The organism is Streptomyces sp. NPDC001194, assembly GCF_042896985.1.
Lineage (GTDB): Bacteria > Actinomycetota > Actinomycetes > Streptomycetales > Streptomycetaceae > Streptomyces.
In genome coordinates this window covers 63,610-80,885 of record NZ_JBIAXU010000027.1, presented here as the reverse complement: position 1 = coordinate 80,885, position 17,276 = coordinate 63,610, and the positions used below count along the sequence as shown (strand labels likewise).

Annotated in this window: 15 protein-coding genes and 1 pseudogene; 9 read left to right on the top strand and 7 right to left on the bottom strand. The window is 72.0% G+C overall.

Annotated features, from left to right (window positions below):
- From ACFY1T_RS33905 to ACFY1T_RS33895, 3 genes and pseudogenes are all read left to right on the top strand, one after another.
- A pseudogene (locus tag ACFY1T_RS33905) lies at positions 1–100 on the top strand (ABC transporter permease); the annotation flags it as partial.
- Between the two features lie 380 nt (positions 101–480).
- Positions 481–1,884 (top strand): sulfatase, encoded by a 1,404-nt coding sequence (locus ACFY1T_RS33900; protein ID WP_390791600.1) that lies wholly within the window; start codon positions 481–483, stop codon positions 1,882–1,884.
- A gap of 85 nt (positions 1,885–1,969) precedes the next feature.
- Entirely contained in the window at positions 1,970–2,902 is a 933-nt protein-coding gene (locus ACFY1T_RS33895) for a formylglycine-generating enzyme family protein (RefSeq protein ID WP_390791599.1), read from the top strand.
- A gap of 26 nt (positions 2,903–2,928) precedes the next feature.
- On the opposite strand, the gene ACFY1T_RS33890 is transcribed toward ACFY1T_RS33895, so the two are convergent.
- From ACFY1T_RS33890 to ACFY1T_RS33880, 3 genes are all read right to left on the bottom strand, one after another.
- Positions 2,929–3,984, bottom strand: a complete 1,056-nt coding sequence (locus tag ACFY1T_RS33890) for a tartrate dehydrogenase (protein WP_390791598.1) — start codon at positions 3,982–3,984, stop codon at positions 2,929–2,931.
- 70 nt (positions 3,985–4,054) lie between these two features.
- Positions 4,055–4,936, bottom strand: a complete 882-nt coding sequence (locus ACFY1T_RS33885) for a LysR family transcriptional regulator (RefSeq protein ID WP_390791597.1) — start codon at positions 4,934–4,936, stop codon at positions 4,055–4,057.
- A gap of 3 nt (positions 4,937–4,939) precedes the next feature.
- Positions 4,940–5,788, bottom strand: a complete 849-nt coding sequence (locus ACFY1T_RS33880; protein ID WP_390791596.1) for an MBL fold metallo-hydrolase — start codon at positions 5,786–5,788, stop codon at positions 4,940–4,942.
- A 128-nt stretch (positions 5,789–5,916) separates the two neighbouring features.
- Between ACFY1T_RS33880 and ACFY1T_RS33875 the strand changes: the two genes are divergently transcribed.
- From ACFY1T_RS33875 to ACFY1T_RS33865, 3 genes are all read left to right on the top strand, one after another.
- The gene (locus ACFY1T_RS33875; protein WP_390791595.1) at positions 5,917–7,440 is read left to right on the top strand and encodes a carboxylesterase/lipase family protein; all 1,524 of its coding nucleotides are present in this window, start codon (positions 5,917–5,919) and stop codon (positions 7,438–7,440) included.
- A 167-nt stretch (positions 7,441–7,607) separates the two neighbouring features.
- Positions 7,608–8,366: a polysaccharide deacetylase family protein gene (locus ACFY1T_RS33870; RefSeq protein ID WP_390791594.1), complete on the top strand. Its 759-nt coding sequence runs from the start codon at positions 7,608–7,610 to the stop codon at positions 8,364–8,366.
- A gap of 77 nt (positions 8,367–8,443) precedes the next feature.
- On the top strand, positions 8,444–9,295 hold the full coding sequence (locus ACFY1T_RS33865) for a class I SAM-dependent methyltransferase (RefSeq protein ID WP_390791593.1): 852 nt from the start codon (positions 8,444–8,446) through the stop codon (positions 9,293–9,295).
- A gap of 27 nt (positions 9,296–9,322) precedes the next feature.
- On the opposite strand, the gene ACFY1T_RS33860 is transcribed toward ACFY1T_RS33865, so the two are convergent.
- On the bottom strand, positions 9,323–10,672 hold the full coding sequence (locus ACFY1T_RS33860) for a lipase family protein (RefSeq protein ID WP_390791592.1): 1,350 nt from the start codon (positions 10,670–10,672) through the stop codon (positions 9,323–9,325).
- Positions 10,673–11,049: 377 nt separating this feature from the next.
- A complete protein-coding gene (locus ACFY1T_RS33855; RefSeq protein ID WP_390791591.1) occupies positions 11,050–11,556 on the bottom strand; it encodes a MarR family winged helix-turn-helix transcriptional regulator in 507 nt (168 codons plus the stop codon).
- A gap of 148 nt (positions 11,557–11,704) precedes the next feature.
- On the opposite strand from ACFY1T_RS33855, the gene ACFY1T_RS33850 reads away from it, so the two are divergent.
- Positions 11,705–12,979, top strand: coding sequence for an MFS transporter (locus ACFY1T_RS33850; RefSeq protein WP_390791590.1), 1,275 nt, complete (start codon positions 11,705–11,707; stop codon positions 12,977–12,979).
- Positions 12,980–13,070: 91 nt separating this feature from the next.
- Here ACFY1T_RS33850 and ACFY1T_RS33845 read toward each other — a convergent pair whose 3' ends face one another.
- The gene (locus tag ACFY1T_RS33845; protein ID WP_390791589.1) at positions 13,071–13,484 is read right to left on the bottom strand and encodes a winged helix-turn-helix transcriptional regulator; all 414 of its coding nucleotides are present in this window, start codon (positions 13,482–13,484) and stop codon (positions 13,071–13,073) included.
- Between the two features lie 103 nt (positions 13,485–13,587).
- On the opposite strand from ACFY1T_RS33845, the gene ACFY1T_RS33840 reads away from it, so the two are divergent.
- Entirely contained in the window at positions 13,588–14,427 is an 840-nt protein-coding gene (locus ACFY1T_RS33840) for an SDR family oxidoreductase (protein WP_390791588.1), read from the top strand.
- A 30-nt stretch (positions 14,428–14,457) separates the two neighbouring features.
- Here ACFY1T_RS33840 and ACFY1T_RS33835 read toward each other — a convergent pair whose 3' ends face one another.
- Positions 14,458–16,083, bottom strand: a complete 1,626-nt coding sequence (locus ACFY1T_RS33835; protein WP_390791587.1) for a carboxylesterase/lipase family protein — start codon at positions 16,081–16,083, stop codon at positions 14,458–14,460.
- 151 nt (positions 16,084–16,234) lie between these two features.
- Here ACFY1T_RS33835 and ACFY1T_RS33830 point away from each other — a divergent pair, with 151 nt between their 5' ends.
- On the top strand, positions 16,235–17,209 hold the full coding sequence (locus ACFY1T_RS33830) for a MerR family transcriptional regulator (RefSeq protein ID WP_390791586.1): 975 nt from the start codon (positions 16,235–16,237) through the stop codon (positions 17,207–17,209).
- Positions 17,210–17,276 lie beyond the last annotated feature (67 nt).

Genomic DNA, 17,276 nt, shown 5'->3' with positions numbered 1-17,276 from the left:
CCTCCTCATCCTCGTCGTCGGCATCGCCATCGACCTCCTCATCTTCAGCCCCGTCGAGCGCCGGGTCCTGCGCAGCCGCGGCCTGCTGGTCAAGAACTGACCGGGCAAGCAGTCCGCCGGCCGCTTCGGTCGAGCAACACCGCACCGTGCACGATGAGTTGCACTCTTCACATGCCGTACATGGACCACCCCCGCCCCCGCCCCTAATCTGATCGCCATGGCAGCCGGAAGCCTTCTCACCGTGCGCCGCCACCTCGATCTGGGCAGGCTGGCGAGCGCTCTGTGTCCGATCACCCGGGCGCGACGGTAGTCACGCGTCGCCTCTTCTCACGGGATCCCCACCTGGCATTCGCGCACCGGCCCGCCCCCACAGGGGCCGGCCGGTCGATGCCTGATGGCTGTTCCCCGTCTCTCTTCCACCCTTCGCGGCGGTTGCCCCGCCGTACCCGTACGAGCTGCGGAACCAGGAGAAGACATCCCATGAGCGACAACAGCAGACCGCGGGTGAGCCGCCGCGGATTCCTCGCCGGCACCGCGGCGGCCGCGGCCGCCGCGGCGGTTCCGGCGATCGCCCAGGTGGCGGGTGCCTCGCCCGCCGCTGCCGCGACGCGTCCCAACATCCTGCTCATCGTCACGGACGACCAGCCCAAGCACACCGAATGGGCGCTGCCGAAGACCACGGCCTGGCTGGCCGGCCAGGGCGTCAAGTTCACCAACGGGCACGTCACCACCCCGCTCTGCGCGCCCTCCCGTTCGTCGGTGCTCACCGGCCGCCACGCGCACCACCACGGCGTCCGCAACAACAAGGCCTCGTACCAGCTCGACCAGGACACCACCCTGCCGCGGTACCTGAAGCAGGCCGGCTACCGCACCGGCCTGTTCGGCAAGTGGCTCAACTCCTGGACCCTGTCCGACAACCCGCCGCACTTCGAGGAGTTCGCCCTGCTCCAGCCGGGCTACGTCGACGCGCAGTGGAACGTCAACGGCACGGTCCGGACGATCAACGGCTACACCACCAACATCATCAAGAACCGCACGCTGGACTTCCTCGACAAGGCGGCGGCCGACACCCGGCCCTGGTTCGCGTACGTCACCCCGTACGCCTCCCACGGCCCGCGCACGCCCGAGGCGAAGTACGCCGCAGCGGCCGTCCCGGACTGGAGCGGCAGGCCCTCCGTGCCGGAGGACGACCGCAGCGACAAACCGCCCTACATCCGCAACGCGACCGGGAACCTGGCCGACGGGAAGCAGATCCGCGCGGAGCAGCTGCGCACGCTGCTCACCGTCGACGACACGGTGCAGGCGCTCAGGGACAGGCTCCAGGCGCTCGGCCAGCTCGAGAACACCCTGGTCATCTACATCGCCGACAACGGTTTCACCTGGGCCGACCACGGATGGACCAAGAAGTCGGTGCCCTACGGCCCCGCGCACGAGGTGCCGTTCTACCTCTCCTGGCCGGCCGGCGGCCTGGGCGCGGGAACCACCGACAGCCGCATCGCGGCGAACATCGACATCGCCCCCACGGTCCTCGACGCGGCCGGCATCACGCCCACCCACCCGGTGGACGGCCGGTCCCTGCTCTCCTCGTACAGCCGCGACCACCTGCTCGTGGAGTGGTGGAAGCAGGGCCAGGCCGCGGGCGGCCCGCCCACCTGGGCCTCGTACGTGTCCCGGGAGAAGCAGTACACGGAGTACTACGACCTCACCACCGATGCCGACGGCACCGTCACGGGCACGGGTCAGGTGAAGTTCCGCGAGTACTACGACCTCGTGGGCGACCCCCACCAGCTGACCAACAAGCTGTACCGGGCCACTCCGGCGGACGAGCAGAACCTGGGCATCCCCGCGCTGGCGGCCCGGCTCGCCGCCGACCGCACCGCCTAGCAGTACCCGTACGGGTGCCCCGCGGCCCAGCGGCATCACGCGCGGGGCACCCGTCCCTCCCCCGACGCACACCGACGGAGCCGTCATGCTCTCCTGCTGCACCCCCGGACACGGTGACGACACCGTCGTCGAGCTCTCCCCCGCACCACGGCCGCCCCGCGCCGCCGCCCCGCGTGCCGCACGCCGGCTGATCGACCTGCCGGGCGGTCGCTTCCTCATGGGCACCGAGGATCCGGACTCCTTTCCGGCCGACGGCGAAGGGCCGGTGCGCGAGGTCGCCGTCGACCCGTTCCGCATCGCGCCCACGACGGTCACCAACGCCCAGTTCGCCGCCTTCGTCAAGGCAACCGGTCACGTCACCGAGGCCGAGCACTTCGGCTTCTCCTTCGTCTTCGGCGGCTTCCTGAGCGAGGACGTCGCCGCCGTGTCGCCGCCGGTGGCGGCCGTCCCCTGGTGGCGGGCCGTCTCCGGCGCCAGCTGGCGGCACCCCGAAGGCGACGGATCGTCGTTCGCGGCCCGCCAGAACCATCCCGTCGTCCACGTCTCCTGGAACGACGCCCGGGCGTACTGCGCCTGGTCCGGCACGCGCCTGCCCACCGAGGCCGAATGGGAGTACGCGGCCCGCGGGGGGCTGGAGCAGCGGCGCTACCCGTGGGGAGACGACCTCACGCCCGGCGGCCGGCACATGTGCAACATCTGGCAGGGCGAGTTCCCCACCCGCAACACCGCGGAGGACGGCTACGAGAGCACGGCGCCGGCGAAGTCGTTCCGCCCCAACGGCTTCGGCCTCTACAACACGGTCGGCAACGTGTGGGAATGGTGCGCCGACCGGTTCGCACCCGGAACCGGCCGCGTGATGCGCGGCGGCTCCTACCTCTGCCACGACTCGTACTGCAACCGCTACCGTGTCGCGGCCCGCAGCTCCAACACGCCGGACAGCTCCACCGGCAACATCGGCTTCCGCGTGGCCGCGGACGGCCCCACGCCGGCCGGAGGCGTCGAGCTCCTCCTCGCGTGATCGTCGCCGGTGGGCAGGGCGCCGCCTCAGAGGTGCCGCAGGACGGCGGACGTGAACTCGGCGGTGGAGGCGGAGCCTGCGAGGTCGCGCGTGCGCACCTGGGTGGTGGCCAGGACGCGGGCGATGGCGTCGGTGATCTCGGCCGCGGCCCCGGGGTGGCCGAGGTGGTCGAGCATCATGGCGGCGGACCAGATCGCCCCGATCGGATTGGCGATGCCCTGCCCGGCGATGTCGGGGGCCGATCCGTGGACCGGTTCGAACATCGAGGGGTACTCGCCCTCCGGGTTGAGGTTGGCGGACGGGGCGATGCCGATGCCGCCGGCGACCGCCGCCGCCAGGTCGCTGAGGATGTCACCGAAGAGGTTGGAGGCGACGACGACGTCGAAGCGGGCGGGGTCGAGGACGAACTTGGCGGCCAGCGCGTCGATGTGCTCCTGGTTCCACTCGACGGCGGGGTGCGCGGCGCCGCGCTCGGCGACCAGCTCGTCCCAGAACGGCATGGTGTGCACGATCCCGTTGGACTTCGTCGCCGACGTGAGGGGGCCGCCGCGCCGTTCGGCGAGGCCGAAGGCGAAGTCGAGGAGCCGGGTCACGCCCGCCCGGGTGAACACCGCCTGCTGCACGGCCATTTCATCGGGGAACCCGCGGTTCATCCGGCCGCCGATCTCGCTGTACTCGCCTTCGGTGTTCTCCCGGACGACCACGAAGTCCACTTCGCCGGGCACGGCCGCGCGGACGGGGCTGGGAAGGCCGTCGAACACGCGGATGGGGCGGAGGTTGACGTACTGGCTGAAGGCCCGGCGGATCGGGATGAGCAGTCCCCACAGGGAGACGTGGTCCGGCACACCCGGGTAGCCGACGGCGCCGAGGAGGATCGCGTCATGACGGCGGAGCTGCTCGAGCCCGTCCTCGGGCATCATCGATCCGTGGCGGAGGTAGCGCTCGCAGGACCAGTCGTACCGCTCGTAGGCGAACGTGATGCCGTGGCGCGTCCCGATGGTGTCGAGTACCTCGCATGCCGCCGGGAGGACTTCGGTGCCGATGCCGTCACCGGGGATGAGGGCGATGCTGTGGTTGGTCATGGTTCGCATTCCAGCAATCGGGGGCCGTCCGGGTCCAACACGCATCGCCGATGCGCCTCATAGGCCGGCCCTATGGACCGGTGGGGCGGGCGATCTCCAGGAAGGCACCGGCTGCCGGCGTCAGCTGCCCCTTCCGGCTCACCAGGAAGCTGTGCTGGACGCGGGCCGGTTCCATATCGAGTACGAGGGCGCCGGACCGCTCGGCCAGGCCGGCCCAGGACTGCGTCACGACCGCCAGCCCGACTCCCCCGAGCACCAGGGGCAGGAAGGCCATGCGGTGTTCGGTCTCCACCGCGATCCGGACGTCGATGCCCTGCGCCTTCAGGTCGTCCACGTAGGCGCGGATCCCGGTGCCCCGCTGCCCGACGATCAGCCGGTGCCCTCCGAGCTGCTCGGCTCGCACGGCCCGCCCGGGTGGAAAGGGGCCGTCCTGCGGGGTGACCAGAACGAGGCGGTCGTCTCCGACGTGGTGCGGGACGACGTCCCGGCCCGGCGGAGGCGACGAGGTGATCAGCAGGCCGAGTTCGCAGCCCCCGGTGCGCACCGTCTCGATCACGGCATCGGGGGTGAGGGCCACGCGCAGGCTGAGCGACACGTCCGGGAAGCGCTCGGTGAAACGCCGGACCATGGTGCTGAGGGGTTCGATGGTGGGTGAGGCCATCGTGGCCATCTCCAGTCGTCCTCCGCGCAGTTCGCGTACCGATCCGACACCGGCCCTGGCCAGCTCCAGCGCGTGCAGGGCTTCCCGGGCCCGGGGAACCAGTGCCACGCCGGCCTCGGTCAGGACCGCCCGCCGGCCGATCCGGTGGAACAGGGCGGCTTCCACGTCCCGTTCCAGGTTCTGCATGGCCTGCGACAGGGAGGGCTGCGATACGTAGAGTGCCGCGGCCGCGCGGGTGAAGCCACCGTGGTCCACGATGGCGAGGAAGTACGTCAGCTGCCGGAAGTCCACGGTTCAGCTCAGGCCGTCCGCGACGAACCGCACGCCCCCGTCACCACCGCGCCGGAGCAGTCCGGCCGTGGGGGCGGGGAAGTGCGTGCCGATCACGAGGGTTCCGGTGTCGGCGTACCGCTCGACGAACGCCCGCCGGGTGGCGGCGGCCAGCGCGGCGTCGGTGTCGGCAAGGCCCGCCACATCGGGCTCGATGAACTGCACCGGGTGGTGCACGAGGTCCCCGGTGATCACGGCCCTTCGCCCTCCGGATTCGACGACGACCGCGACCTGGCCCGGGGTGTGTCCGGGAGCGGCCTCCAGGCGTACGCCGTCGCACACCTGGTGATCGGTTGCGACGAAGTCGAGGAGACCCTCGTCGACCAGCGGCCGCATCGTGTCGCGGAGGTCCGCATCCGCTTCGCCCGCCCGGTGGTCCCATTCCGTGCGCGTGACGAGGTGACGCGCCCGGGGGAAGGTCGGCACCCATTTCCCGTCCACCAGGCGCGTGTTCCAGCCGATGTGGTCGAAGTGGAGATGCGTGCACACCACGGTGTCGATCGATTCCGGAGGGTAGCCGAGGGAGGTCAGGTCTTCGAGCCACGCCGTGTCGAGCATGCGCAGGAAGGGCACCGAGGCCCGCGCGTTGCCCACACAGGTGTCGACGAGGATCCGGCGCGTACCGGTGTCCACGACCAGCCCGTGGACGGAGAGCAGGAAGCTGCCGTCCGCTCCGCTGAACCCGGGGGCAGGCCACGGATACCTCTTCAGGAGTGCCGTGTCGTCCGTCCGCAAGGCCTCGGTGAGAAGGACCCGCAGCTCCACCTCCAGGACCTTGTGGACCGTCGTCGTCCCGATGCGCCACGTCGCCATGCGTCCATCCTCCACATCACCCAGGGATCGAATAATATTGACGATCGACATAATTACGCAATACCTTGGGGTGCCCCGTGGCCCCGTGACCCGGAGGGGCTCGATCCCGACCCGGAAGGACGCATCGGATGGGCTTCGCTCAGGACCGCACCGCGCCCGTCGTGAACACTCGCTCGGGCGCGGTCCGCGGCGTCACCGAAGACGGTCTGGCCGTGTTCCGGGGCGTCCCGTACGCGGCGCCCCCCGTCGGCCCCCTCCGGTGGCGCCCCGCGCGGCCGCATCCGGGATGGAGCGGCACCCTCGACGCGACGGAGTACGGGCCCGGATCGCCCCAGGCCGTCCGCGAGGGCGATCCGGTCCTGGGCGGCCACGGCTCCCCTCCTTTCGACGAGGACTGCCTGACGCTCAACATCTGGACGCCCGGCACCGACGACGCGCGCCGGCCCGTCCTGGTCTGGATCCACGGCGGCGCCTTCGTCTCCGGCTCCGGGGCGATGCCCCACTACTCCGGCGAGACCTTCGCGCGGAACGGCGACCTGGTGGTGGTGAACCTCAACTACCGGCTCGGACCACTCGGCCTGCTGTCGTTCGCGTCGCACGCCTCGGACGCGTCGGACGCGTCGCAGGACGGCGACGGGTGCGGAAACGTCTGGCTCACGGACCAACTCGCCGCGCTGCGCTGGGTCCGGGACAACATCGCCGCCTTCGGCGGGGATCCCGGCAGCATCACCGTCGCCGGGCAGTCCGCCGGCGCCCTGTCCACGGCGGCGCTCGCGGGACACGCCGGCGACCGGCTCTTCCGGCGGGCCATCCTCCAGAGCGTCCCGCTCGCCATGCCCCTCGCCAATCCCGCCGAGTCGCTGGCCCGCACCGCCGCCTACCTGGAGGTCGTCGGCGTCAAGGACGAGGAAGAACTGCGCACACTGCCGTGGCCGCGCCTGGTCGAGGCCACCGCCGGACTCCTCTCGGCCACCGCGGAATGGGGACACTGGACCACGCCCTTCATGCCGGTGCTCGACAGCCGGACGGCGCCGCGGCAGCCCGCCCTCAACCTGCTCGACGGTCCGGGCGCGGACATCGACGTCCTCGTCGGCTGGACCGCGCAGGAGTCCGCGTTCGCCTTCGCACTGGGCGAGACGTACGTGTCGGCGACGAAGGAACAGGTGCTCCGCCGGGCGCGGGACAGCTTCGGCGACGGCGCGGCCGAGGCGTACGCGGCGTACGAGGCCGCCCGTCCGGGCGCTCGGCCGGTCGACGTGCTCGTCGACCTGAGCACCGACGAGCTCTTCAGGAAGCCCACCCTGGCGTTCGCGGAGGAGCGGGCGGCACGGGGGCGCCCGGTCTGGACGTACGAGTTCGCCTTCCCCACCCCCGCGCACGACGGGCGTCTGGGCGCACCGCACTGCCTGGACCTGCCGTTCGTCTTCGACAACTTCGACACGTGGTCGCACGCGCCGTTCCTGGCCGGAATGGACACCAGGACCAGGGACGGGCTCGCCCGGACCGTGCACGCGGCGTGGATCGCGTTCGTACGCACCGGCGACCCCAACCACCCGGCCATGCCGCGCTGGGACCGCCACGACCGGTCGTCCCGCACGACGATGCGCTTCGACACCGTCACCAGGGCCGTGCCACACGTCGCGCCGCTCTGAACCGATCACCGGCCGCCGTGAGCCCCGGCGGCCGGTGCGGACTCAAGGGCGGGTCCCGACGGGTCGATGGCATTGCCATGGAGACACTCACTTCCGCCCGCGTACGCACTGCCGCATGCCGCCGGCTCCTGAGAGGGTTCGCCGGACTGTTCGCCATCCTCTGGCTGGTGGCACCCGGCCCCCCGGCCGCCGCGGACGGGGCCGGCCCGTCTCGTCCTGCGGCGGCCGCGGACGACGTGGGCCTGCGGTCTCTGTTCGCATCGGAGAACCGCGCGATCCACACGACGGAGCGGGTCGTCGCGGTGACCTTCAACGCAGCCTGGAACGACGCCGGCCTGGACCCCGTCCTCGACGAACTCGCCCGCCGACACGCACCCGCCACGTTCTTCCTCACCGGCGACTTCGCCGACCGTCACCCCGAGGCCGTCAGGCGCATCGCGTCCGCGGGACACGGACTGGGCAACCACTCCTACAGCCACCCGTACTTCAAGGACCTGACCGCCACGGGGCGGCGCGACGAGGTCCGGGCAGCGGACCGGGCCCTGCGCGCGGCCGGTGCGGGAGCGGCCCTGACCCCCTACTTCCGGTTCCCCTACAGCGAGACCAGCCCCGAGCACATCACGGAGGTCAACGGACTCGGCTTCGCGGACATCGAGTTCACCACCGACACCAACGGATGGATGGGCACCGAAGGCGGCATGACCGTCGACCGCGCCGTCAGCAGGGCCCTTGACGCCCTGCGCCCGGGAGCCATCCTCCAGATGCACGTGGGCGCACCCGAGGGCCGGACGGAGGTGCTCGACGCCCGGGCCCTGCCGCGGATCCTCGAGGCGATCGGCATCCGCGGCTACCGCGTCATCGACCTGCGCACCCTCCTCACCACCCCACCGGCCCGGACGCCCACCACGCTCGTGCCGGTGCCGTGACCGGCCCGGCCGGGCCGTGACGGGAGGGCCCCATCGGCTCCCCGGGCGTATTTTGGGACTCATGGGTGGTGGTGACCATGGTCAGCGCTCTGCACGCCGATCCGTCCAACGCCGATCAGGCTCGTGCCTGGGACGGGGAGGAAGGTGCGTACTGGGCCGAGCACGCCGACCGGTTCGACCGTGCGGTACGGGCCTACCGCACGGACTTCCTCGCAGCGGCCGGCGTGGCCGAGGCCGACCGGGTGCTCGACATCGGCTGCGGCACCGGCGAGACCACCCGCGACCTCGCGCGGCAGGCGTCCGGAGGCCGGGTCCTGGGCGTGGACCTGTCGACGGCGATGCTGCGGGTCGCACGGCAGCGCACGGCGGCAGAAGGACTGCACAACGCCGACTTCGTCCAGGCTGACGCGCAGGTTCACCCGTTCCCCGCGGCGGCGTTCGACGTGGCCGTCAGCCGCTCCGGGACGATGTTCTTCGCCGACCCCGTCGCCGCGTTCCGCAACATCGGCGGCGCGCTGCGCCCCGGCGGACGCCTCGTGCAGCTCGTGTGGCAACCGCTGGCCGACAACGAGTGGTTCCTCTCGTTGACCCGGGCGCTCGCCGCCGGCAGCCCGTTGCCCGCGCCCGCGGCAGACGCCCCCGGGCCGTTCTCGCTCGCCGACCCCGCGCGGGCGCGGACCGTACTCGGCGCCGCGGGTTTCACGGACATCCGGCTGGAGCCGCACCGTGAGGCGATGTGGTTCGGCGAGGACGCGGCCGACGCGGAGCGGTTCACCCTGGGCATGCTGGGGTGGATGCTCGACGGTCTCGACGAGCGCGACCGTCCTCGCGCCGTCGACGCGTTGAGGAGCACGCTGGCCGCCCATGAGAGCGGCACCGGCGTCCTCTACGCCTCGGCGGCCTGGATCATCCGGGCGACCCGGCCCTGACGGCCTCGCGGGCGGCTTCCGCCACGGTCACGGCGCGAGGGTCGGCTTCTCCGGCGCCAGCGAGTTCCCCGCGGGGATCCTGCCGCAGCTGGTGGGTGCGGTCCGGCCCGCGAAGCGGTCGTCAAGCCAGGCCATCGCGCGCGGTGCCCAGTACGGCATGGCGCCGACATGGCTGAGCAGGCCGTACTGCTCGTACTTGATCGAGGCGTTGCCGTCGGCGCAGTACTGCCGGGCCAGCGCCCGTACGTCCCCGGCGACCATGACGCCGTCCCCCGTGCCGATGCCCGGCGGATTGTTGAACGTTCCTTCGAGCCAGCCCGCGTTGCCCTGTCCGATGAACCCCGGGATGGTCGGGGTGGCGGCCTGGCCCAGATTGATCTTGTTGACCGCCTCGACGAAGGAGGGAATGGAGTTCGGGTCCTTGTACTCCGGTTTCGCCATGTCCTTCCAGGTCATCCCCGGGTGGCGGCCCAGCGCGTCGACGATCGAGCCGCGTTCGAGCTCCTTGACGACCTCGAGGCCCTTCGCGCTCAGGTACGGGGTGAGGTCGATGCCGTACGAGCGCGAGACGCCGATGACGGCCATCGGGATCACCCCGTTCCACGCCAGCGCGCCGTCGACGTACTTGAGGTTGTGCGCGGGGGCGACGAGCAGGCCGCCCTCGGCGAAGCCGACCAGTTGTCCGTTCACCTCGGGCGCGTACGCGGGGGCGAGGGCCGACGTCCAGTTGGTGGCGATGGCCCCGCCCGAGTAGCCGAACAGGCCGATCCGCGTACCCGCGTGCAGGCCGGTCTCCGGGGTGCGGCCGGCGGCCCGGATGGAGTCCAGCGTGTTCGTTCCGTACTCGGGGCCGGCCGCGAAGTCGGCGCTCTGGCCCTCGGTGTCCGGGATGAGCAGGTCGTAGCCCTTGGCCAACAGCGGTGCCAGGATGACGGATTCGGCGTTGGCGATGGCGCCGCCGAGGGAGACGTCGCCCGCGATGGCCCGGGAAGGGCCGTGTTCCGGGCTGAGGGAATCGTAGAACGACTGGTACGACACCGCCTTGCCGCCGTCGCCGTGGGGGCTGCGGACCACGGTGGTCACGTTGGCCGAGGGCCTGCCCTGGGCGTCGGTCGTGCGGTAGAGCAGCTGGACGGCCTTCAACGGTGTCGGGATTCCGAAGACGTGGTAGTTCAGCGTCCGCTTCTTCAGGACGTCGCCCGGCCGGTACGAGGCCAGCGGCTTGCCGCCGTCGTAGCGGTAGAACGGGTCGGGCGTCGCACCGGCCGATCGCGCGCCCTCAACGGGTGCGGCTGACGCCGACGGTGCCGTGGCGACGCCGGCGCCGACGGCGGTCACGACGGCGGCGGACAGCACAGCCGTGGTTCTCCGGTTCATTACATCCCCCGTACCTCGAGCCGCAGTGGCTTTACCTGGCGGTAACTTACTGGAGGTAACGCCGTTTTACATAGGCGTGTCACACGGATTCCCGGAGTTGCCCCACCTCGGGCCGCACGGCTGCGCAGCGGGGCGCCACGCGGCCGAAGGCGGCCGGGGCGCACGCGCCGGCGGATCACCCTCCCCGACTTCACGAGGGGGCGAAACCGGCCACATCGGATGGAACGCCCCGGGGCGGCGACGGCCGGCGCGCGCCGACCGCGCGGAGGGGAGGGTTCCAAGGAGCCTCCGCACAGGGCTTCGTCGCAGATCAGCGGTGGTGCGCACGCGGTGTGGCCGGATGTGTGGGGGCGACCTGACACAGCACCCGGAGGGCCCTAGCCGACCGAGGTGTCCCCGTGGGATTCCAGGAGGGTACGCAGCGCCGAGGCCACCGTGTCGCAGGTGTCGCGGTCCAAGGGAGCGAGGAGGGAGGCGAAGTGCTGCAGATGCTCCGCCATCACCTTCTCCGCGACCTCGCGACCCTGGTCGGTCAGGCGGACGCGGACCGAGCGGCGGTCCTGGCCGTCACGGACCCGCTCGACCAGGCCCTTGACCTCCATCCGGTCGATGCGGTTGGTGATGGCCCCCGAGGTGACCATCGCGGCGGGGACGAGCGCCCCGGCGGTGAGCGTGTACGGCGGGCCCGAACGCCGCAGCGTCGTCAGGATGTCCAGCTCGCCGACCTCCAGGTCGCGTGCGGCCACGAAGGCCTTCAGCTGCTTCTCGATGATGCGGTTCATCCGCTGGATCCGAGCGAGGACCTCGATGGGCCACAGCTCGTCCGTCAGGTCGGGCCGCTGCGCCGCCCACTGGCCGACGATCACGTCCACCGCGTCACTCATCAGGTCTCCGTCCCGCTCGATCACTCGCTCGTGCCGGATCCAGCATAACCCGAATCCCTCAACGTTAAGAGACTTGACGTTGAGGGGCCTCTGGTGATTTTATTTCAACGTTGAGATTGTTAACCTTCAGATGGATTGGAGCGGCGCCATGACCACCGCGCCCGCAGGCACAGACACCGCCATCCGTGCGGGGACCGGCACGTCCGCCAGCCGCACCCCGGGATCCCCGGCGGCCCCCGGCCGCCCAGCGGCCCGCGGGCCCGTCCCCGCCTTCTGGCTCGCGCTGCTCGCCACCCCCATCGCCGCCGGGGCCAACGCCCCGGTCCTGATCCTGCCGGACATGGCCCGCTCGCTCGGGGTGTCCACCTCCACCGCCTCCTGGCTGGTCTCCGCCTTCGCCTGGGCCATGGCCGTCGGCACCCCGCTGATGGCCGGACTCCTGCGCCGCACCGGCCTGCGGCCCGTACTGCGCCTCGCCTCCGCGCTCGTCATCGTCGGCACGGTCCTCGTCGCCGTCTCCCCCTGGCTCCCGCTCACCCTGGCCGGCCGGGCCGCCCAGGCCGCAGGGGGTGCCGGACTGGTCGCGTCGGCGATGAGCCTGGCCGGCACGGCCCGCCGGATGGGTGTCATCAGCGCCGGGTTCGGCATGCTCGGAGCGGCCGGCCCGCTCCTCGGCGAACAGCTCGCCCACGCCGCCTCGTGGCGGCTGTCCCTGTCCGTGTCGGTGGTCGCGGTGCTCGCGGTGCCCGCCGTGCTCCGGTACGCCGGGGCCATCACGCCCTCGTCCGACCGCTTCGACGGCCGGGGCGCCGCCCTGCTGACCGTGCTGGCCACCGCCCTGGTCACCCTCCCCCACGCCCCGCTGGCCGCACTCGGCGCCGCCCTCGTCGCCGCGGTCCTGCTCGCCCTGCACATCCGCCGCCGCCCCGAGGGGTTCGTCCCGGCCACCCTGCTGCGCACGCCGGTCTTCCTGACCTCGGGGCTGCTGGCGCTCGTCCTGTCGGGGTCGTACTTCACCCTGCTCTTCGCGGTGCCGCGGCTGCTCGGCGACCGGGCCGGCTGGGACACCGGCTCCGCCGCGGCCGGCCAACTCGTCGCACTGCTCGTCGGATCGGCGCTGTCCTGGCTGCTCGCCGCGGCCTCGGCCCGGATGGGCCGGCCGGCCGTACTGGCCGTCCTGATCGGCGTCGGGGCGCTGGCCGCCGCCGCCGCGGCCTTCTCCGACCAGGGCCCGTTCCTGCTGGCAGCCACCGTCGGCGGGGTCTTCGCCGCCACCGGCGCCAACGCCTGCCTGTCGATGCACGCCGCGGCCGGCGCCCCCGAGCACCAGCGGCCCACCGCCATCGGGCTGTTCGCCCTCTGCTACCAGCTCGGCGGCGCCTTCGGCCCGGCGGTGGCCGCGGCCCTGGTCCTCGGCTCCTGACACAGGGTCGACCAACGAGCGACCGCCCCGCGCACCGGTTCACCGGGCGCGGGGCCGAGCCTTGAGGTCTCCCGCTCCCCCGGGTGCCGGGTCACGTGCCGGATGCGCCGCCCGGCGGCCGGCCGTCACCGCGCCGGCCATCGCCGTCCGGCGACAGCCGTCGCGTGATCCGGTCGAACAGGTCCGTCAGCGGCTCGCCGACTTCCCGGCCGAACTCGCTGAGCCCGTAGGTGACCTGAGGCGGTGTCGTCGGCTCGACCTTCCGCCAGACCAGGCCGTCCTGGACGAGCGCGCGCAGGGTCTGGGCGAGCATCTTCTCGCTGATGCCCCGGATGCTCTCGCGCAGCTCGTAGAAGCGAAGGTCGTTGCTCCGCAGGGAGATCAAGACCCAGATGCCCCACCTGCTGGTCACGTGGTCGACCACGTCGCGGGCGGGGCAGTCCGTGTGAAACACGTCATACCGTTCGCCGGGCTCGGTCCGTGTGAACTGCGCGCTTCCCGCCATGTGATGAGCTTACCTTCGGGTACGTCCTTACGGAAAGTAAGCCCGGTTCCTAGCGTGAGCGTCGTCGAGAACGTCGTCGACAACGTCGAACGAGGAGCAGATCATGATCGTGGTGACCGGGGCCACCGGCAATGTGGGACGGCCGTTGACGCGGGCGCTGGCCGAAGCGGGCCGGCAGGTGACGGCGGTGTCACGGCACGCGGCGGCAGCACCGGACGGTGTCCGCCACGTGGTGGCCGACCTGAGCGAACCGGCCCGCCTCGAGCCCGCGCTGGCCGGGGCGAAGGCGCTGTTCCTGCTGCTCTCCGGCGACCTGCACGCCCCCGGGGCCGGGCCGGCCGACATCATCGGCCGAGCCGCGGCCGCCGGGGTCCGCCGGGTCGTCCTGCTCTCCTCGCAGGGCGTGGCGACCAGGCCCTTCGGCACGACGCGGATCGCGATGCGCGCGGTGGAGGACGCGCTGCGCGACTCCGGCCTGGACTGGGCGATCCTGCGGCCCGGCGGCTTCGCCTCCAACGCCCTGTGGTGGGCCGAGTCCGTCCGCACCCGGCGGGCCGTCGCCGCGCCCTTCGGCGACGTGGGGGTGCCGGTCGTCGACCCGGCGGACATCGCCGAGGTCGCGGCGGCCTGCCTTCTGGACGACCGGCACACCGGCGGCGTATACGAGCTGACGGGACCGGAGCTGATCACGCCGCGCCGGCAGGCGGAGGCCATCGCCGCCGCACTGGGGTCGCCGGTACGCTTCGACGACCTCACCCGCGACGAGGCCAAGGCCTTCATGGCCCAGAGCCTGCCGGCCGAACTCGCCGACGACACGCTGGACATCCTCGGATCCCCGAACCCGGCCGAACTGCGCGTCAGCCCGGACGTGCAACGGGTCCTCGGCCGCGCCCCGCGCCCCTTCGCCGACTGGGCCGCCCGCAACGTCGCCGCCTTCCGCTGAAACCCGTCTGCCGACGCACGGGTTGGCCGGTCACCGGGGCAGGGCGCCCCAGAACGAGCAGTGGTGTGCGGAATCCGCGTCGACGGGATGGATTCCGCCCGGTCCGGGAGCCAGCGACTGCACCGACCGCCCGTCAGGTGACGAAGGGCGCAGGACGGGCCAGGCCGGGGCCCCGGGGGTGTTCGGGTCCCCGGTGCGCGCGAAGTGCGTCCAGTAGCCGACCATCCGGTCGGACAGATCGCGTTGGGCGTCGCTCAGCGGTTTCGCGGTGGGGAAGGAGGCGAACAGGTACGGCATCTCGAAGCCGTGTGCCGCGCCGTAGGGGAATTCCGGGTCCGCCGGCAGGCCGGCGAGGACGGGAGCGTCCTGATCGTTGAACTCGTATCCGTAGAGCGTGGGTCCGGGGGCGTGCTCGGCCATGGCCCGGGCCGACGCAAGTGTGGTGCACGTGAGGGACCGGTCGGTCAGCACCGCGGCCCAGGCCAGTGCGGGCGTCGGGTGGTGAGCCGCCGGATACTCCGCCTCGACGGCCGGGGCGGCGGCCCCGAAGGCGTCCACCAGGCGGGCGCGATAGTCGCTCTCGGTGCGGATCGGGAACGCGGCGAGCGACAGCCCGACGAACATCCGCATCTCGTCGTGGTTGGTTCCCAGGACGACCGGCACCCGGTGGAAGCGTCCCGACGCCAATGCCTGGTCCGGCGCGACGGGGAGCAGCGCGTTGCCGAAGGCGGGCCGGTTGAAGGACTGCATCAGCTCGGCGGTGGCGAGCCGATCGGTGCTCTGCCCGCGCAGGCACGCCAGCACCTCGTCCCTGCCCCCCTTTTCGCAGCCCAGTCGTCGGGCGGCTTCCGTACCGGCCGCTTGGACGTCGCTCTGGGATGCGAACGGCTCGTACGCGGGGGTTCCCGGCCCGAGAGCACCGCGCGGGAAGGACATGAGGCAGGAACCACTCTGGAGGACGGCCCGTTGGAAGAGGCCGACCGCCGTCGGCGAGGTGAGGTGTGCACAGATGCCGAGTGCCCCCGCGGACTCGCCGAACAGCGTGACGTTGGCCGGATCGCCGCCGAAGCGCTCGGCGTTCGACCGCACCCACCGCAGGGCGGCCTGCTGGTCCGCCAGGCCGAACGGTGGGGCGGAGCCCAACCCGGGGTGGCCGAAGTAACCGAAGATCCCCAAGCGGTAGTTGACCGTGACGACGACCGCGTCCCCGCGGAGCGCCAGTCGTTCGGTCCGGTAGTCGCCGCCGGAGCCGCCCAGGAACGCTCCGCCGTGCATCCACACCAGCACGGGCCGCTTCGCTCCGGCCGTCTTCGGGGTCGGCGTCGTGACGTTGAGATGGAGGCAGTCCTCGGACCCGAGGACCGCGCCGGCACCCGGTGTCGGCATCTGCACACAGCGCTGCCCGGCCGTCGTCGCGTCCCGCACACCGCGCCAGCCGGCGGGGGGCACCGGGGCCCGCCAGCGCAGCGGTCCGGTCGGCGGCGCCGCGTAGGGAATGCCGAGGAAGGTGGTGTACGAGCCGTGTGACACGCCGCGTACCAGGCCGTGGTCGGTACGTACGACGGTGCCGTTCCGTGCCGCGGTGTACGGGGATCCGGACGGCGTTGCGGTCGCCGGTACGGCGGTGGCCGTGAGCAGGGCCAGTGCGCAGAGCAAGGGGAGGAGCAGGGCACGGAGGCCGTGGCGTCGTCGCCGTGGACGCGGTGCTCTCGTGGTCGGGGACATGCGTATCCACCGTTCTTGGCCGGAGGGGACGGTCGGTGCTCAGTACGCTAGGACCTCCCCCACGCAGGAGATTCAACGGACTGTGACGCACGGCACGTGGAGCATCGGCGAACTCGCGGCAGGCACGGGCGTTCCGGTGAAGACCCTCCGCTACTACTCCGACAGCGGCCTGCTGCCCGTGGCCGGACGCAGCACCGGTGGTCATCGGCGGTACGGGCCCGACGCATGGGAGCGCATCCGCCTCATCAGGCGCCTACGGGCGCTGGACACTCCGATCGCGACCATCACCCGGGTGGTCACCGGGGAGTGCTCGCTCGGCGAACTGGTGTCGACCGAGCTCGATGCGGTACAGGAACGGCTGACCGAACTGCGGTGGCGCCAGGCCACGCTCATGGCCCTCGACAACTGCGCGAGCGAGGAACGACTACGGCGCCTGGAGATCCTCTCGCGCGTGCAGCGGCTCCCCGAGGCGCATCGTGGTCTCACCGATCACTGGTACCGCGAACTGTCCCCGGCCCTGCCCGGACACCGCCTCGACATCATGGTCGCCATGCTGTCCCCCGGCCCGCCGCAGGATCCCGATCCCGCGTCGGCCCTGGCCTACGCCGAGCTTCATCTGCTCGTCGCGACGCCCAGTTTCACCCGCTGGACCCGGGACCACGACGAAGAGATGCGGGACGCCCCGGCCTTCTACGGGGAAATCGACGAAGCGGCCGCTCTGACGGCCACCGCGGTGGCCCAGGGGCTGCCGCCGGGTCCGGGAGACGCGGTGAACGCGTTCGTGTCCGCCCACGCACGGGCTCGGCGGGAGTCGGACACCCCCGCCTTCCGCGCCTACCTGCACGGGCTGGTGTCGAGGTCGTCCGGCTTCGACCCCCGCTTGGAGCGCTATTGGGCCCTGGTCGGCACGGCGACGGGCGGACGCGTGCTGAACATGACGGTGGCCCATCGATGGCTGACCGAGGGGCTGTCGATGTCGATCTCCCCCGAGCCCTTCCCCGTCCAGCGCCCGCGCTCGGGCCCGTCGGCGCCGGCACCGGGCGAGATCCACAAATAGTCACCCTCCGCGTTTAGAAGGCCGGGATTCGGTAACAACGAGTAGTGACAGCAAGTCAACACCCGGC

What these genes read in the sequence shown, in the direction of transcription:
- ACFY1T_RS33900 (WP_390791600.1), top strand. Translation starts at nt 481, where the DNA reads ATGAGCGACAACAGCAGACCGCGGGTGAGCCGCCGCGGATTCCTCGCC.
- ACFY1T_RS33845 (WP_390791589.1), bottom strand. Translation starts at nt 13,484, where the DNA reads ATGGCGGGAAGCGCGCAGTTCACACGGACCGAGCCCGGCGAACGGTAT.
- ACFY1T_RS33895 (WP_390791599.1), top strand. Translation starts at nt 1,970, where the DNA reads ATGCTCTCCTGCTGCACCCCCGGACACGGTGACGACACCGTCGTCGAG.
- ACFY1T_RS33850 (WP_390791590.1), top strand. Translation starts at nt 11,705, where the DNA reads ATGACCACCGCGCCCGCAGGCACAGACACCGCCATCCGTGCGGGGACC.
- ACFY1T_RS33855 (WP_390791591.1), bottom strand. Translation starts at nt 11,556, where the DNA reads ATGAGTGACGCGGTGGACGTGATCGTCGGCCAGTGGGCGGCGCAGCGG.
- ACFY1T_RS33860 (WP_390791592.1), bottom strand. Translation starts at nt 10,672, where the DNA reads ATGAACCGGAGAACCACGGCTGTGCTGTCCGCCGCCGTCGTGACCGCC.
- ACFY1T_RS33890 (WP_390791598.1), bottom strand. Translation starts at nt 3,984, where the DNA reads ATGACCAACCACAGCATCGCCCTCATCCCCGGTGACGGCATCGGCACC.
- ACFY1T_RS33875 (WP_390791595.1), top strand. Translation starts at nt 5,917, where the DNA reads ATGGGCTTCGCTCAGGACCGCACCGCGCCCGTCGTGAACACTCGCTCG.
- ACFY1T_RS33840 (WP_390791588.1), top strand. Translation starts at nt 13,588, where the DNA reads ATGATCGTGGTGACCGGGGCCACCGGCAATGTGGGACGGCCGTTGACG.
- ACFY1T_RS33865 (WP_390791593.1), top strand. Translation starts at nt 8,444, where the DNA reads ATGGTCAGCGCTCTGCACGCCGATCCGTCCAACGCCGATCAGGCTCGT.
- ACFY1T_RS33880 (WP_390791596.1), bottom strand. Translation starts at nt 5,788, where the DNA reads ATGGCGACGTGGCGCATCGGGACGACGACGGTCCACAAGGTCCTGGAG.